Below are 16,259 nucleotides of genomic sequence, written 5' to 3'. Positions count from 1 at the left end.
GGATGTCTGTGCTGTCCTGAAGATTACAGCTGAGGATTGCCGGCCCTGGTCTGAGCGGTTGGAGACGCATCGACAAAACGCTTGGAGAGGAAGCCATAGAGCAGGTAGCCAAATGTAAGGACAATGAGGCCACCGAATACGGCATCCTTGCCGCAGGCATAAAGGGCGTACAACGAATAGGCCACGGCGATCAGTAATAGCATCGTGTTGCGGGTGTAGACCCCTGCGCTGACTTTGGCCTTGTACATCATGACCAGCAGGCCGGTGGCGGCTGTCACGTATGGGATCAGGTTGGTTACTGCCGCCAGGCTGACGAGCTTTCCGAACTGGGCGCTGGCATTGGGCGAGATGGTCGACAGCGCCATCAAGGTCTGCAAGACGCCACAGACGAGCATGCCGACAATGGGCGCATCCTGTGCGCTGACCTTGCTGAACAATTTCGGGAACATACCTTGGTCAGCAGTCATCTTGGCCGTTTGCGCCAGGGTGAACTGCCAGCCCAGCAGCGAACCAACACAGGCCATCACTGCCAGCGCCATGACGATGTTGCCGACCGTGGGGTTAAACATATGTGCATAGACGAGCGCGAAGGGGGCCGAAGAGTTGGCCAGTTCGGCATTGGGTATGATGCCCTGGATGACCGTCGTCGACAGCACATAGACCACTGCCGCACCCAGCGTGCCGAACAGGCAGGCCAACGGTACGGTGCGCTTGGGATCTTCCACCGCATCAGAGGCCTGCGCCGCCGACTCCATGCCGAGGAATGCCCACAAGGTCAGGGGAATCGCCTTACTGATGGCGTCGGAGATCGGCAGGTTGTTCGGATTCCAGGCGGCAATCAGCACATCGGGCTTGAACCAGAACCAACCAATGATGCTCAAGCCGGCCACCGGGATGATCACACCCCACACGGTAATCGCACCGATCTTGCCGGTGATGCCCGGGCCACCGAAGTTGGCCGCGGTGGTCAACCAGAGCAGGCCAACCGTACCGATGAACAAAGGAATGGCGCCACTGCCCAGCCAGGGCACGAACGATGTCATGTAGCCCACAGCGGAGATGGCGACGGCCACGTTGGCGATGCCCAGCGAGAGAAAGTACAGATACGAACAGAGGAAGAAGCCTGATTTGGCGTGCGCCTCTTCAGTGTAGGCAGACAACCCGCCTGAGCGCAGACAGTAGATGCCGCACTGGGAAAAGCAGTACGCGATGGCCATGGAACCGACGGCAGTGACGATCCATGACAGCAACGAAACGGCCCCGAGTTGGGCCATGCTCGTCGGCAACATGATGATGCCCGATCCCATCATATTCACCGTCACCAGTGTGGTGAGCCCCATGAGGCTCATTTTCTTGCTTGAGTCGGCCATCGCAAACCCCTTGATCTGCTCAACACATTGACCATAGCCCCGATTGTCATGCTCAAGGTCCGGAAAGTGCCCATCGAACAGTTTTATCGCCAGTTAGTCTCATCGAAGATGGCTTTTGGGGTTCTGAACAGCAAAAAGAAATGGCCGACATGGTATGACTCCAACTTTGTTTGCTGTTCAATCATCTGATTTAGATCAATCAACGGTCATTGTAGGGGGACTTTTCTTTAGCTGGCTCTGTCACATGTACATACATTCAATACACGTATGAGGTTTTACATGTCCAAGCTCGCAGAGTTCCGTCAACTCGAAAAACATCTGGCTAAACAGCTCCAGGCTCTCGAAGCACTGAAAGGTGATGCAGGCCTTCAAAAGGAAATTGATTTCGAAAAGAAGCTGCGTCATCTGCTAGCCAAATACGATTACAGCCTGAAAGACGTGATCAATCTTCTTGAGCCACAAACGGGTCGTCGCGCATCAGCAACCGTGTCGAAATCCGGCACACGCAAGCCACGCCAGCTGAAAATCTACAAAAATCCAAACACTGGCGAAGTGGTCGAGACCAAGGGCGGCAACCATAAGACACTGAGGGAATGGAAAGCTAAATTCGGCTCTGCCACTGTCGAGTCCTGGCTGACCAAGTGAGTTGGGGATCGCCAAAGCCATCTTACAAGGTTGGATATGAAAGCCCGTCCCAGTTCAGCCGCGAATACAGCCGTCTGTTTGGCGTACCTCCCAAGCGGGATATTGCGGTGTTGCAAGGGCAGGGGGAGCTCTAGAGTCAAACCGACGAATTGCGTTTGCTCACGCTTTTAAACGCTATCGAGATAAAACGACTAAACAACCATTTAGCATAGTTATAATCTATCGATAAGATAATCATAATAGATGAAGTAAGGGGGCAATCCACATGACCAACAGTGAGCTCAACATTCAAATTCCCAACGCTGAAGCAGTGATCGCCGCATTGGCGCTGGAGCCACACATCGAAGGCGGTTTCTACCGAAGAACCTTTCAATCAGATCACCACGCTATGGTCGAGATCAATGGCGGTCAACGTCACTTGATGACTTCAATTTATTACTTGCTGACCAAGGATTCGCCGATCGGTCATTTTCACCTGAATCAATCGGACATCGTTCATTACTACCATTTGGGAAACCCGATTCAGTACAGCCTGATTTTTCCAGACGGCACGTTGAAAACTGTGGTGATGGGCAGCGACGTTATCGCCGGGCAGTGTTTGCAGCTGCATGTACCTGGTGGCGTCTGGAAAGCTTCGCAGCTTATGAATGGTTTAGCGGAATACGGTTTGATCAGTGAAGCGGTTTCACCAGGGTTTCATTTTGCAGATATGGAGATGGGTAATCAGCAGAAGCTCAGAGCGCAGTTTCCCGAGCATTCGGAGCTGATTGGAAAGCTGACGCAAGGATGAGGGGCTTAGGTGAATCCAGGGCTTCAAAATCTCCGTGCAACCGGGCTAATCTCGAAACACTTTGTTACGTGTAATGTATATTATGTTAAATGATGTGTCAGGGCGGAACTTCTACCTGGGTCGTAAGGCATTGATTCGACAACCCCGCTTCTGACGTCGACTCTCTCAACGGGCCATGTACTTCGTGTTTTTAGCCGTACCCAGGTTTAAGAGAATCAGGTTCTGCATCAAATCAATGGTGAATTCTCAACGCCTGCCATGCGGTGATCGATAAGCCAGGATGAGACATCCCGACCAGTCGCAGTTGACCCGCGTGCCGACGGTCTCGCTAGCATGTGCGTACTCGCACCTGAAACCGCTGCATGCCTGAGCAAACTGCAGGTGGGGCTCAGAATTCGATAACAGGCACCCAGATCAAAGCATCAGCCAACTACCGCTGCGGCGACAAATTCCTCCTTCAATCCTGCTAACGATCTGTATCTACGGCTATCTCAACCGCATCAAGGCCGGCGCAACGAACTTCGCCCACGGGGCATCGAAGGACTCTATAGATCTCAGAAATCACCTGCATCGTTGCATCTTCGATCGTTCCTTCATTACGGCATAAAACCCAACCGTGATCTGCAATCGCTTGCTCGAATGCCTTGGTACAAGCGACATGTTCTTCCAGCTTATGGATCACAGTACTGCTCAGCCCACGCCGTCGTGCCGCTGCCCTCGCCCATGAAATTTCAGGGGTGGTGACAACCCCGACATGCAGGTCTGGCACTCGCACGTTTCGATCAATGTTCAACTGCAGAATCTCTGCAAACGGGACTATCCGGCGAAATGCGGCATCAGACGGGTACCAGCGATCGATCAAGATGATGCTGCCTGGTGGCTGTTTAGTAAGTACGTGCTGGGAAATCCAGGTACGGCTATCAGCAAAGCGCTCACAAACCTCCAACTCCAAATCCCGGGAGGGATTTCTGACGAGTTTGTTAACGAGGGCCATTGTTTCACCCCTATAGGGATCGCTTTTACTCTCGCAAAGTCGGATCACCTTTTTGTTGTCTGCCCTCAGTACTTTCGTAACGGCCTCCAACAGTGTGGTTTTGCCGGCTCCCTTGGGCCCATCTAGAGAAACAAACAGCGGACGATTCATTCTTCACATAACGATTGATATACGGTTTTTTTGCCCTGTTCGTTCGCTGGAATCGCTTGGCGCGACTACGCGAATCGAGTGGAGGGGCCTTATAAACAGACATTGATGAACACTCTAACCTTGTTTCTGGCTGACGGGGCTCAAAACCCAGGGCCAGCGAAGCTCGACACCTGTCCTGCAACATGGGCCCATTTACATGCTTGCGTTAACCCGCGATCTTTATTGCAAGCTCAGCGACGTGTTTACCCTGGAAACGTGCAATATCCAGTTCATTTTGTGACGGTTGCCGTTTACCGTCGGCGCCTGCCAACGTGGTCGCGCCATAGGGCGTACCGCCGGTGATCTCGCTCATGTTGGTCAGCCCTGCGCAGGTGTAAGGCACACCCACGATGACCATCCCCTGATGCAGGAGCGTGCTGTGGAACGACGTGATGGTGGTTTCCTGGCCTCCGTGCTGAGTGCCGGTCGACGCAAAGACGCTGCCGATTTTCCCGACCAGCGCGCCGCTCATCCACAGTCCGCCAGTCTGGTCGAGAAACGTGCGCATCTGTCCCGCCATATTGCCAAAGCGCGTCGGTGTGCCAAAAATGATTGCATCGTAATTGCCCAGCTCGTCAGGTGTCGCCACCGGTGCCTTCTGGTCAAGTTTGACGCCGATGGCCGCTGCCTGTTCGGCCGGTATGGTTTCAGCGACACGCTTGAGCGTCACGTCGGTGCCGGGGACGGATCGTGCGCCTTCGGCCACTGCGCCAGCCATCGTTTCGAGGTGACCGTACATTGAGTAATAGAGAACCAGTACCTTCGCCATGATTTTTCTCCTGGATTAAGCGCCATTCGATGAATTAGGAAGATCTTGGATTACACCACTGCCGACGAACCACAGCGGCAGGTGTAGCGCTTGGTCACGAACAAAACTGCGGCTCACACCCACCCGGTTGCAGAGACTTTGACGGCATGCGGATTAACACTAGCAGCTCCGTATGCCGCCTGCTGGCAGACAGAGGCGCCTTTATCGCCCCTCCCCCGTCCCAGAGCAGGCTGCCAATCAAACTCAGCTGAAACGGATCCAGGTGAAGGGCGTTGCACTCATGGTTCAGCCAAGGTGGATCGTGCCGAATAATACATTCGGCACATGGGTTTAACGGGATGCGAGAACACCATTCAACTTCGCCACTTGCGTAGCCAATGCGTCCATCAGCGCTGGCGACAAGCAGTCATAAGGTTCCAAACCGAGCGCGCGCAGTTTTTCGCGAATTGCCTTCATGTTCTCCGGCGGAGTGCCGGTTTCGATGAGCGACGAAACGAAGGCTGCAAAGCCCGGCGCAGCCCACCCTTTTTGCGGGGAAAGCTCGGTATGCACGAAGTCCAGGCCATAGAACGCATGGTCTTTATTTTCGATGCGGCCGAACATATGCGCATGGCACTCTTTGCAAGCATGTCGTTGGATAGTGGCGCGCTCGTCAACGATGACCAGCTTCTCAGCGTTCGCGATGACGCTGACTTTATCGCGAGGAACAACAGCCACGACCGCGAATTTCGCACCTGCGGGCTTCCAGCACTTGCTGCAGCCACAGGCATGATTGTGCAGAGTCTGGGCGTCAATCCTGATTTCAACCTTATCGGTCGGACACAGGCATTGCAGGGTACCGCCAGAGAAATTTGCAGCGCTTGGCTCTATGCCGTTATCCAGTGAAGGATGAAGCTTCAAGTTGCTCACGATAAACCTCCAGTATCAGGGAGTATTCGAACTGGATCTGGAGCCTGAGCTCCAGGGTGCGGATCAGTATTTGATAGTGCCTTCATGCATCAGATCGAAGGCCTCATTAATACGTTCAAGTAGTATGGTATGAGTGACGAAGGGAGCCAGATCGATTTCGCGCGCTCTGTATCAGGAAGACCAGAATGGCTATTGCCCCTACGAGCCTCGGGATTGAATATCAAGGTCGACCCGCAGGAACCGTGTTCCAGGTTTGATTTGATTGAATGAAGAAGCCGCCTTCCTGAAGGCGGTTTTTTTCTGCGACAAGCCTAAACGAACCTGAAAAACCGCCTTCGCGAGCCCGCTCCCACAGGGCATCACACCCTACCTAAGCACGCGTCAACAGAACGTAACTTTTCCGAAACTTCTCAAAAACCCTCGCAACCGTTAATCAGTTAGTCCGGTTTTTTGACGCTCCCCCGATACGCGGTAACAACTTTTGCCCTCCGCTGGGTCATAACACGGTAGCTGTCGATGGAATATTGGCATCTTTCGAGGTTTTCGCCTGATACGGAGATAAACTCATGATTTTCAATGTACAAAATTTTGGCGCCAAAGGAGATGGCATCACTGACGACACAGCGGCGGTACAAAGTGCAATTGATGCGGCGGCCGCTGCAGGCGGGGGGCAGGTGTACATGCCGTCCGGAACTTATATCGTTTCGGGAGGTGAGGAACCCTCCGACGGTTGCCTGATGCTCAAGAGCAACGTCTACCTGTACGGCGACGGCATGGGAGCAACCACCGTCAAGGTGGCTGACGGCTCCGACACCAAGATCACGGGGGTTATCCGCTCCGCCTATGGCGAGGAAACCCACGACTTCGGCGTCAGCAATCTCACCATCGATGGCAACCGTGACAGCACCACGGGCAAGATCGACGGTTGGTTCAATGGCTACATTCCCGGCGAAGCGGGCTACGACTCCAACGTCACCCTCGACAGCGTCGAAATCAAGGATTGCTCCGGGTACGGTTTCGACCCCCACGAGCAGACCGTCAACATGGTCATCAAGAACAGCGTGTCCCACGGCAACGGCCTGGACGGCTTCGTGGCTGACTTCCTCAGCAACAGCACCTTCGAAAACAACATCGCCTACGACAACGACCGCCACGGTTTCAACATCGTCACCAGCACCCACGATTTCACACTCACCAATAACGTCGCCTACGACAACGGCGGCAATGGCATCGTGGTCCAGCGCGGCAGCGAGGACATCCCCTCCCCCAGCAACATCACCATCACCGGTGGCGAGGTGTACGGCAACGGCGCCGAAGGGGTGCTGATCAAAATGTCCAGTGAGGTGACCGTCAGCGGCGTCGAGATTCACGACAACACTAGCGCCGGGATACGCATCTACGGCAGTAACCACGTCGAGATCATCGACAACACGCTCAACAACAACTCCCTGGGCAACCCCGTACCAGAGATCATCATCCAGTCCTACAACGACACCCTGGGCGTGTCCGGCAAGTACTTCAACGGCAGCGATAACACGATCCAGGGCAACATCATCACCGGCAGCAACCTGTCGACCTACGGCGTTGCGGAGCGCAATGAAGACGGCACTGATCGCAACGCCATTATCGGCAACACCATCAGTCACACCAGCAACGGTGCCACGCTGGTCTATGGTGACGGCAGCTACGTCAGCGCCACGGTGCCGATGATCACCGTGCAAGGTACGGCTGGCAACGACACCCTGCTGGGCAGCGCCGCCAGCGAGATTTTCTACGGCGCTGCTGGCAACGACACCATCAATGGCGGGGCCGGTGGCGACATTCTGGTGGGTGGTACCGGGATCGACAAACTCACCGGCGGTACCGGCGCCGATACGTTCCGTTTCGTCGCTCAGTCCGACAGTTACCGCAACGCAACCGCAAGCTTCGATGACACCATCACCGACTTCGATGTCAGCCAGGACAAGATCGACCTCGCCGGCCTCGGTTTCACCGGCCTGGGCAATGGCCGTGGCGGCACCCTGCAGGTCAGCTACAGCGCCAGCAGCGACCGCACCTACATCAAGGACTACGATGCCGACGCCAGCGGCAATCGCTTCGAGTTGATCCTCTCGGGTAACCTCGCCAGCACCCTCACTGCCAGCAATTTCATCTTTAATCGGGTGGTCACCGGCACCAGCGGCAGCGACTCGCTGCTGGGTAGCGATTCGGCCGACACCCTCCTCGGCCTGGCGGGTAATGACAGCCTCAATGGCGGCGCGGGCGATGACAAACTCGACGGCGGTGCAGGCATGGACACCCTCACCGGTGGCGCTGGAGCAGACATCTTTGTGTTCTCCAATCGCCTGGACAGTTACCGCAACTACAACACTGGCGGCGCCAACCTTGGCGACCTGATCACCGACTTCGATACCACCGCCGACAAAATCGACCTCTCGGCCATGGGTTTCACCGGCCTGGGGGATGGCAAGAACAACACCGTGTACGTGGTGCTCAACAGTGCCGGCACCAAGACTTACATCAAATCCCTGACCGCCGACGCCAATGGCAACCGCTTCGAAGTGGCACTGGACGGCAACTACCTCGGCAAGCTGACCAGCGCCAATTTCGTCTTTGCCACTTCGCCAACGGTCAACCATGCACCGGTGGTGGCAACGGCGTTGCTGGATCAGAACGCGACCGAAAACACCTCGTTCAGCTACTCGGTGCCGGCCACCAGCTTCACCGATCCGGATAATGACAGCCTCAGCTACACCGCGACCCTGGCCGATGGCAGCGCCCTGCCCGCGTGGCTGAGTTTCAATGCCACCAACCTGACCTTCACCGGCACGCCGACCAGCACCGCGTCCGGCAATTACAACGTGCAGATCAAGGCCACGGACCCGGCCGGTGCATCGGTCAGCGATAGCTTCGCCCTGGTCGTGGCCGACGCGCCCGCCAACACCATCACCGGCACCAACAACGCCGAAACCCTCAATGGCACGGCGGGTGCGGACCTGATCCTCGGCCTCGGTGGCAACGACACAATCAAGGCCGGCACCGGCGCGGATATCGTTGACGGCGGTGCTGGACGCGATTCGCTGTACGGCGGCGACGGTGCCGACACCTTCCGCTACACCAACGTACTCGACAGCTACCGCGACTATGACACCGGTGGTGTCACGGTCACCGACACGATTTATGACTTCACCATAGGCGTCGACAAGATCGATGTTTCGGGCGTTGGCTTTGAAGGCCTCGGCGATGGCCGCAATGGCACGTTGTACGTCACCCTCAACGCGGCCGGCGACAAGACCTACATCAAGTCCGCCGAAGCGGATGCCGATGGCAATCGTTTTGAAATCGCCCTCAGCGGCAACTACCTCAACACCCTGACCGCCAGCGACTTCGTGTTCGGCGAGAGCGTCCAGCAGGACATCCTCTACCTGCCCACTCTCGGCCAATCCAATGCGCGCCTGCTGCGCATGACGGAGGACGACAATCAGTCCGGCACCTCGACGCTGGTCAACGACCTGGACCGCTACACCCCCTATGACGTACGCAGCCAGTTCACCGATGCCAATGGCAACGGCATCGACATCGCGGTGGGCGGCAGCACGGTCACCGGCCTGTCGACGCTCAGCGCCGAGGAACTCAAGTTGTGTTGGTGGCTGACCGACACCAACCAACCCGGGGCTGCGCTGTTGCGCGCCGTGACGCTGCTGCGCGACCAGCTCACCGAACTGCAATCCACCGGTAACGTCACCATGGGCATCATTTGGGGCCAGGGCGAGGAAGCCGCCCAGGAGATCGCCCGCGCCACGGACAAAGCAGCGGCAGCAGCGGCCTACAAGGCCGCAACCCTAAAGGTGTTTGATTACCTGCATACCCAGCTCGGCAACTTCAACGTGTACTTGATGGAAACCGGTCACTACGAACAGGACGCGGCGCGTACCCGTGGTTATTCGGAAGAAAAAATTGCCTCCATCGTCGAGGGGGCCAGCTATGTCCGCGCCGCCCAGGAAGCCATCGCCGCCGAGCGCGCCGACGTCAAGCTGGCGGTGGACTACACCGACCTCCCCCTGCGCCACGAAGTCGATCCGCTGGCGTATCCCGACGACGTCTGGCACCTGCACGAGGAGTCGGCGGAGATCGTCGGCCAGCGCCTGGCCGACTACATTGCCAATGACCTTGGCTTCCAGGGCAACCCCAACGACAACAACAGCGTGCAGGAGATTTTCGACAACGCTCAGAACATGATTTCCGGTACCGACCAGGCGGATACCCTGGTGGGCAGTTCGGGCAACGACACACTGGATGGCAAACTGGGCGCCGACACCATGACCGGTGGCAATGGCAACGACGTCTATGTGGTCGATAACGCGTCCGACCGCGTCGTGGAAACCAACACCTCGACCTCGCAGATCGATACGGTGCAGGCCTCGGTCAGCTGGACCCTGGGCGCCAACCTCGAGAACCTGGTGCTCACCGGCGTGTCGGCCATCAACGGCACCGGCAATGAGCAGCACAACTTCATCACCGGCAATGCCGCCAATAACGTGCTCAATGGTGCCACAGGGGACGACAGCATGAGCGGCGGCGATGGCAACGACACCTACTATGTCGATAACGCCAACGACATCGTGATCGAGACCAACAGCAATGCGGTGTCTGGAGGGATCGACAGTGTGCACAGCAGCCTGGCGGCCTATACCCTCGCCAACAACGTCGAGCGTTTGTATATCGATAGCACTGGCGCCGCCAATGGCACGGGCAACGCGCTGGACAACACGCTGTTCGCCGGTGCTGGCAACAACGTGCTGGACGGGCGCGATGGCAATGACACGGTGTCTTTTGAACGCGCCCTGTCCGGCGTTACCGTAAACCTCTCGACGTCAGCGCAACAAAACACCGGGGGTTCCGGGCTCGACACCTTGAAATTCGTTGAAAACCTGACGGGAAGCGCCTACGCCGACAGTCTGTCGGGCAACAGCGCCGCGAACGTTCTGAACGGTGGGGCGGGCAACGATACGCTGGTGGGCGGTTCGGGCGATGACCGGCTGATCGGCGGTGCAGGTACCGACAATCTCACCGGTGGCACTGGCGCGGACACCTACGCGTTTGGTGCGCTGTCGGACATGGGCGTCGGGGCTTTGCACGATGTGATCAACGGTTTCAAGAGCACCGAGGGCGATCTTCTGGATTTCACTGGCCTGGACGCCAACCCGCTGACCACCGCTGTCGACGCCTTCACCTTCATCGGCAGCAACGCCTTCGACCCTGCCGACGCCACCGGTCAACTGCGCTTTGCCGATGGCATTCTCTACGGCAGTGTCGATGCCGACGCCACTCCCGAGTTCGAAATCCAACTGGTGGGGGTCCAGGATCTGCACGTCAGCGATTTCACAGCCTTGGGTTAAGCCCGCATCCTGTGGGGCAGGTCTGCCTGCTCCCACAGGGGATTTGCAGTCCCAGGCAGATCTACTCTTGATCTACAGCCACCACTTTCCAACTGTCGTCTGGATCAAAGCGCTTCATCGACTGCGCCAACTTGTCACCACCGGGCCCCAAGTCTTTTTCGAACACCTGCCCTTCATGACTGATCATGAAACTCATCACCCCAGTGTCATCGTATTTCGCCGGCCAGGCGATCAGTGCAAAGCCACGGATCATCTTGTCACCAATGAGGTAGCTGTAGGCGCCGCCCGGTGCCGAAGGACCTTGGCCATCAAGGATGCGGAAGTGATAACCCTGCCAGTCTTCGCCGGCAATGGTTTTACCGAACAAGGGACCCAACGGGCTGATCTGACCGCTATCGTCATCCTCCCAATAAAGACCGTCGTGCTTGCCGGCGGTGCTGAAGATTTTCTGCGCATAGGCGAGTGCGCCGTCACCGTCACGATCCACTGATGCATAGTCCATCTGGACGTCGTGATAAGTCAGCACTGATTGCACCGCAGCGAGTTCATTGCGGCCAATTCGACGTGCACGCACTTCGGCGTTACCGGCGTCGATGTCGAAGCGCCAACCGTTCGCGGCTTTTATCATGGGGATAGGCAGTGTCCAGTGGTCACTGCCAACCGACAGGACCGCCTTGCGATCGCTGGTTTTTTCAATGGAGTGTTGCTCGCCATATTGCTTCAAAAACGCATCCACATCACTGCGCTGCACGCCTTCGCGCGGAATGAAACTGCGCCATTCATTACCCAGCAACTCTGTCAGACGTGCCTGATCGGCGTGTTCCGTACCCAGCGCTTCGACGAACGCCTGGGCGGCCATTTCTGGCGTTGGAAATGCCTGCTGTGCCGTAACCATGGGCGACCACGCCAAGCTGGCAGCTATTGCCAAGACATGAAGGCGCAAGCCCATGAGAGCCTTCACTCGAGCATTGATTTTCAACGGCGGCCCCCCCTTTGACGCGCTGGTGGATTGGACGGCCGACTGACCTGATGGCCGGCTGGACGCGAGGCACTGGGGCGCCGGGCGGATGCCTGACTGACCTGGCCACGACTGGCTTGTGCGTTGGCCTGGGACGGTGAGCGCACGCCGGCGAATGCATTGTTGCGGGCACTGCCCGCGCTACTCGTACTGGCAGCCGGTCGTTTTTGCGCAGTCTGGCGCCCTTGCAAATCGCCCTGCCCGCGCTGATTCACTTGAGCGGTCTGTTGCCTGGATTGCTGATTCTCCCGAGTGTTTCTGGCAGTGCCCTGGCTCCTGTCAGACGCCTTCGGTCTGTCTGCACCGGCTTGCATCCGATTGCCAGGCGAGGTTGCGGACTGGGCTTTGCGCGCCGAATCACGGGCTTCGCGGTTGCTGGTGGCAGGTCGTTCGATACCGTGCTTGTCCATTGAGCCGCGGGCTTTTTCACGGGCCTGGGCTCGCTGGGCATTGTCCCCTCGATAGGCTTCACGCTGACGGGCACCGTCCAGTTGTCGGCCGTACTGTTCGCGGCTCTTACTGTCTCGATAGGGAACGCCATCGCGATGAACAGCGTTGTGCTGCCACTTGTTCTGATTCCGAGTGATCTGGTTGTTGCGATTGATGTTGTTGTAGCGGTCGACGTCAATGTCGATGTCGTTGTTGCCCCAGTCACATTCACCCCATAACGAGCCGATGATAGCCACGCCGGTACCAAAGGCCAGCCCGGCCATCAATGCCGAACCGGGGTAATAGGCCGGCGGCGGTGGATAGTAAACAGGAGGCGACGCCGGATAGGGCCAGGTGCCGTAGGTTGTCGTCGGGTTATAACTGGGGACGTAAACCACCTGCGGATCGGAGGGCTGAATGATGATGGTGGAGGTGCTGCTGGCCGGAGCCGCAGCTGCCGGTGTCGGTGCCGCAGCCGCTTGAACCGTCACGTTCTGATATTGGTTGCTCTGCAGGTTGCCTGCTGCTTGCGCCTGATGACGCAAGCGTTGCACGCCCCCCATGACATCGTCGGGCTGCGCCAGGAAGGCATCACCCAGGCGTTGTACCCAGACGGGATCCTGTCCCAGCGTTGCCATGACTTGTGGGAAAGCTACCAGCGCCTGCACGCTCGGATCCCAGGGCTGGCTTGCCACTTGTTTGACCGCATCATCGCCCTTGGCGTCCGCGTGTGCTTTAGACCAGGTTACCGCCTCGGCGATTTCCCCGGGGTACGTGGTGGCCATCAGCACCTGTGCCAGCAGTGGGTCCGGGTAAAGCGCAATAGGAGCCAGCATTTGATCCAGCTGCTCCTGGGTAAACACGGCATCTTTGGCCACCGCGGTGACGGGCGCTGTGTCGGCAGCGCTTGTGGTGGCGCTCGTATCCAACGATTGCGCCAGGCAAGAAGATCCGCTCAAAAACAATACAGCTGACACCGCGTAAAACAATGGAATGCGCATTGCACCCCCTATGTGGTCAGGCAGGTTTGAGCGCCTTGATCGTTCCGCCCTTCCCTGCACCGTCGCGCCCGTCAAAAACGATACAGATCTTCATGCAATGACCCTTTGTTGTTCGGGTTCAAGGGGTTATCTGGTAGCCCCGTTGCTGCATGCAACTGCTGTAGGCGGAAGCAGTTGCAGCCGGTTCTGCCCGGCGATCCTGACGACGATCCTGACGTTGCCGAGATCCACCTACAACCGCACCTGCCACAGCCGCATCCTTGGCCTTGTTCTGTCGATATTCCTGTTTAACATCGTCGTCTACCTTGTCATAAACCTCGTCATGCTGACGACCGCGCGCTCCGGCAACCGCCGCACCTGCTACTGCGCCAGTAGCGGCACCACGGGCACGTCCACCCGATTGAGCCGTTGTGTTGGTGCTTGCTGCGCTCCCGGCCTGAGCCTGGCATGAGCTTATGTCCTGCTGAATCATTTCGGGGGACTGCCCTTTGAGCGGCGTTACGGTCTCGGCTGAAGCGCAAAGGCAGAATACCGAGACAATCGTAGCCAGACAGGGGGGGATGGATTTCTTCATAAAGCCTCCACTGCTATCAGTGTGCTTTGGATCTTTGAGTCTAGCTCAGCGTCTGGCGACTAAGCCTGGAACAAAGTTCTTATGAAGCAACCTCTAATTCCTTGTGCTTCTACTCCCTCGAACGGGTGCGGCAAGTTTTGAGCACTGACTTACACTGCGATACACCCAATGCGAACAAATGACTGTTCAACGGATCGATAGCTCTCACAGCAATCCGGGTATCAGGTAATGAATCAGCCCAACATGAAAACAGTCACCCGTCTGCTCGCTGCCAGTGTTTGCGCGGCGACGAGCACCTGTGCCAATGCTGCGCCCATCATCCAGACCAGCTTCGACTGCGCCACGGCAAGGGCATCCGTCGAAAAGCTTATCTGTCGCGATCCACAACTAACGCAAATGGATATCGAACTGACGCGCCTTTATCGCCTGGCGCTCACGGACGATCATTCAGTACCGCGTCCAGACAAAGTCATGATCGACCAGCAGTTCTGGATCGACGCTCGCAATCAATGTGCCTCCGAGCCTGCGCCCAAAGCGTGCGCGATCCGAAGTTATGCCGAGCGCGCGCACCAGCTACGCCAAGGCTCGGCCATTGCGAGAACCAAGGATCCGGACAGACTCACCGAGGGCCCCCTGGCTTTTCGCTGTACAGGGTTAAACGCGCTGATTGCCGCCACTTTCTTTAACACCCAGCCTGGTGTCGTGTACCTGAAGTGGGCGAACTCCTCGATCACCCTGAACCAAGTGCAGAATGATTCGGGAACCCAATACACCGGCAAGGATTCCCAAGGGAACTACAGCTTCTGGCAAGACGGCAACGCGGTGCTTTTCCAGAAACCAGGCTCAGGGGAAATGAGCTGTACGGCCGAGCCGATCGGCTGAGACCGTCTCTCACGTACTCGGCGATTTATGCCACGGATAGCCTTTGGCACTGAGTTCAAAGGCGTATTTAAACAAGCGCTTCATGTACTCGCCATCGAATTTATGGAGGCGAGAAATGCGGAAGTCGGAGCCGATGTACGCCAGATTGAAGTCCGCCCCATCCTGCTGGGCAATCCGGTAAATTCGATCCAGATCGCTGATCCCCTGAGTCTGGATCAATGCGCTGATGGCTCGACCGCCGATGCTCAAGGTTCGGCGCTTCGTTCCGGACCATTGCAGTTCCAGTTTGCCGTTGCGAATCACATAGAAATGCCGTTCACGCCGCAAACGCGCCCCGGGCACCTGGTTCAGCGCCATCACGGTGCCGGGTGGGTAAAGGAACACCTGCGTAAGGACACCTCCGTCCACGTGCATTTCCTGAAACGGGTGGCCGTTAACGTCCACATCAATCATGACGGGTGAGACGGCACCGGGAATACTCATCGACGCGACCATGATGTTGCGAAACAGCTCGAGCGCTCCCGGTGCCTGGCTGGAGGCAATAGCCCCCATGTTCCAGGTGACCGGGCGCCCTGAATCAAGGTCGGTGGTACCGATCATCAGCAGCCGTCCCTTGGCGTATTCCGCCGTGATCGCCGCAAGAATCTCGGCAGTGATGTGCTGTGCAATGAGCCGCGACAGTGGCTTGCTGTGCGCCATGCCATCGCTGGTAAGACGGGTCAGCATATTTCGGGCATGGAAAATGTCTTTTGGACCGACTGCATTGCAGATACGCACAATGACATCGTCGTACTGGGGCCCCAGGTAGGCAAACGGGGCGACCAGGGCGCCAGCGCTAATGCCGGTGACGACTTTGAACACGGGTCGAGACCCATGCCGGGTCCATCCCGCAATGATGCCCCCGGCGAATGTGCCGGCATCACCGCCGCCCGAAACGGCCAGCATATTTGCCCGCGGCAGGATGTCGTTCGGTAGCCCTGCGCTGGCGAGCGCCTCAGCCTCTCGAAGGTTGGCCTGGCTCACATCCCGAATGAACGGCGTCAGGTCCTGGTCCAGCCAGTAGCGAGCATCTGGTATGCCCGGGATGAGTGCTTTTTCCGTTAACGTTGGCGGCACCGCATCACGCCGTTGCAGGCACGCTTGACGCAACATGTTCAGGGTTGAGGCGCTAGGTCTGAGCTGGAATGGTTTCAACACGCCTCCTCCGGCCCCTGCAATTGACAGAGCCCGTCACGCACACTCGACACAGCCTCTCAATGGCGAGTGGCCTGAACATCTTTCATGCTAGCG

12 protein-coding genes and 2 pseudogenes are annotated in these 16,259 nt (G+C 57.4%); 5 read left to right on the top strand and 9 right to left on the bottom strand.

The window, feature by feature from the left end; all coding sequences use genetic code 11:
- Positions 1 to 23: 23 nt before the first annotated feature.
- A complete protein-coding gene (gene potE / locus AB7M22_RS11840; protein ID WP_454186417.1) occupies positions 24 to 1,370 on the bottom strand; it encodes a putrescine-ornithine antiporter in 1,347 nt (448 codons plus the stop codon).
- A 279-nt stretch (positions 1,371 to 1,649) separates the two neighbouring features.
- Between potE and AB7M22_RS11835 the strand changes: the two genes are divergently transcribed.
- The 3 genes and pseudogenes from AB7M22_RS11835 (at position 1,650) to AB7M22_RS11825 (ending at position 2,805) form a co-directional block, all read left to right on the top strand.
- Complete coding sequence (locus AB7M22_RS11835) at positions 1,650 to 2,015, top strand: histone-like nucleoid-structuring protein, MvaT/MvaU family (protein ID WP_454186416.1); 366 nt, start codon at positions 1,650 to 1,652, stop codon at positions 2,013 to 2,015.
- Between the two features lie 23 nt (positions 2,016 to 2,038).
- Positions 2,039 to 2,149 (top strand): annotated as a pseudogene (locus AB7M22_RS11830) (AraC family transcriptional regulator); the annotation flags it as partial.
- A gap of 131 nt (positions 2,150 to 2,280) precedes the next feature.
- Positions 2,281 to 2,805: a cupin domain-containing protein gene (locus tag AB7M22_RS11825; RefSeq protein ID WP_454186415.1), complete on the top strand. Its 525-nt coding sequence runs from the start codon at positions 2,281 to 2,283 to the stop codon at positions 2,803 to 2,805.
- 466 nt (positions 2,806 to 3,271) lie between these two features.
- On the opposite strand, the gene AB7M22_RS11820 is transcribed toward AB7M22_RS11825, so the two are convergent.
- The 3 genes from AB7M22_RS11820 to gfa all read right to left on the bottom strand — a co-directional run bounded on the left by AB7M22_RS11820 (position 3,272) and on the right by gfa (position 5,666).
- Positions 3,272 to 3,949 (bottom strand): dTMP kinase, encoded by a 678-nt coding sequence (locus tag AB7M22_RS11820; protein ID WP_454186414.1) that lies wholly within the window; start codon positions 3,947 to 3,949, stop codon positions 3,272 to 3,274.
- Between the two features lie 205 nt (positions 3,950 to 4,154).
- The gene (gene wrbA / locus AB7M22_RS11815) at positions 4,155 to 4,757 is read right to left on the bottom strand and encodes an NAD(P)H:quinone oxidoreductase (RefSeq protein WP_008010452.1); all 603 of its coding nucleotides are present in this window, start codon (positions 4,755 to 4,757) and stop codon (positions 4,155 to 4,157) included.
- A 330-nt stretch (positions 4,758 to 5,087) separates the two neighbouring features.
- The gene (gene gfa, locus AB7M22_RS11810) at positions 5,088 to 5,666 is read right to left on the bottom strand and encodes an S-(hydroxymethyl)glutathione synthase (RefSeq protein ID WP_454186413.1); all 579 of its coding nucleotides are present in this window, start codon (positions 5,664 to 5,666) and stop codon (positions 5,088 to 5,090) included.
- A gap of 566 nt (positions 5,667 to 6,232) precedes the next feature.
- Between gfa and AB7M22_RS11805 the strand changes: the two genes are divergently transcribed.
- A complete protein-coding gene (locus tag AB7M22_RS11805) occupies positions 6,233 to 11,065 on the top strand; it encodes a M10 family metallopeptidase C-terminal domain-containing protein (RefSeq protein ID WP_454186412.1) in 4,833 nt (1,610 codons plus the stop codon).
- 61 nt (positions 11,066 to 11,126) lie between these two features.
- Here AB7M22_RS11805 and AB7M22_RS11800 read toward each other — a convergent pair whose 3' ends face one another.
- The 4 genes and pseudogenes from AB7M22_RS11800 to AB7M22_RS11785 form a co-directional block, all read right to left on the bottom strand.
- A complete protein-coding gene (locus AB7M22_RS11800) occupies positions 11,127 to 12,014 on the bottom strand; it encodes a DUF2950 domain-containing protein (protein ID WP_454186411.1) in 888 nt (295 codons plus the stop codon).
- A gap of 26 nt (positions 12,015 to 12,040) precedes the next feature.
- Entirely contained in the window at positions 12,041 to 13,513 is a 1,473-nt protein-coding gene (locus AB7M22_RS11795) for a DUF3300 domain-containing protein (RefSeq protein WP_454186410.1), read from the bottom strand.
- Positions 13,514 to 13,541: 28 nt separating this feature from the next.
- Positions 13,542 to 13,607 (bottom strand): annotated as a pseudogene (locus AB7M22_RS11790) (hypothetical protein); the annotation flags it as partial.
- A gap of 24 nt (positions 13,608 to 13,631) precedes the next feature.
- The gene (locus tag AB7M22_RS11785) at positions 13,632 to 14,087 is read right to left on the bottom strand and encodes a hypothetical protein (protein WP_454186409.1); all 456 of its coding nucleotides are present in this window, start codon (positions 14,085 to 14,087) and stop codon (positions 13,632 to 13,634) included.
- Between the two features lie 243 nt (positions 14,088 to 14,330).
- Here AB7M22_RS11785 and AB7M22_RS11780 point away from each other — a divergent pair, with 243 nt between their 5' ends.
- Positions 14,331 to 14,969, top strand: coding sequence for an MliC family protein (locus tag AB7M22_RS11780; RefSeq protein WP_454188792.1), 639 nt, complete (start codon positions 14,331 to 14,333; stop codon positions 14,967 to 14,969).
- A gap of 9 nt (positions 14,970 to 14,978) precedes the next feature.
- On the opposite strand, the gene AB7M22_RS11775 is transcribed toward AB7M22_RS11780, so the two are convergent.
- Positions 14,979 to 16,163 (bottom strand): patatin-like phospholipase family protein, encoded by a 1,185-nt coding sequence (locus AB7M22_RS11775; RefSeq protein WP_454188791.1) that lies wholly within the window; start codon positions 16,161 to 16,163, stop codon positions 14,979 to 14,981.
- Positions 16,164 to 16,259 lie beyond the last annotated feature (96 nt).

This window comes from Pseudomonas sp. ADAK2 TE3594 (assembly GCF_053628675.1).
Note: the sequence above shows the minus strand (reverse complement) of the source record. Positions and strands in the feature narration are given on the sequence as shown.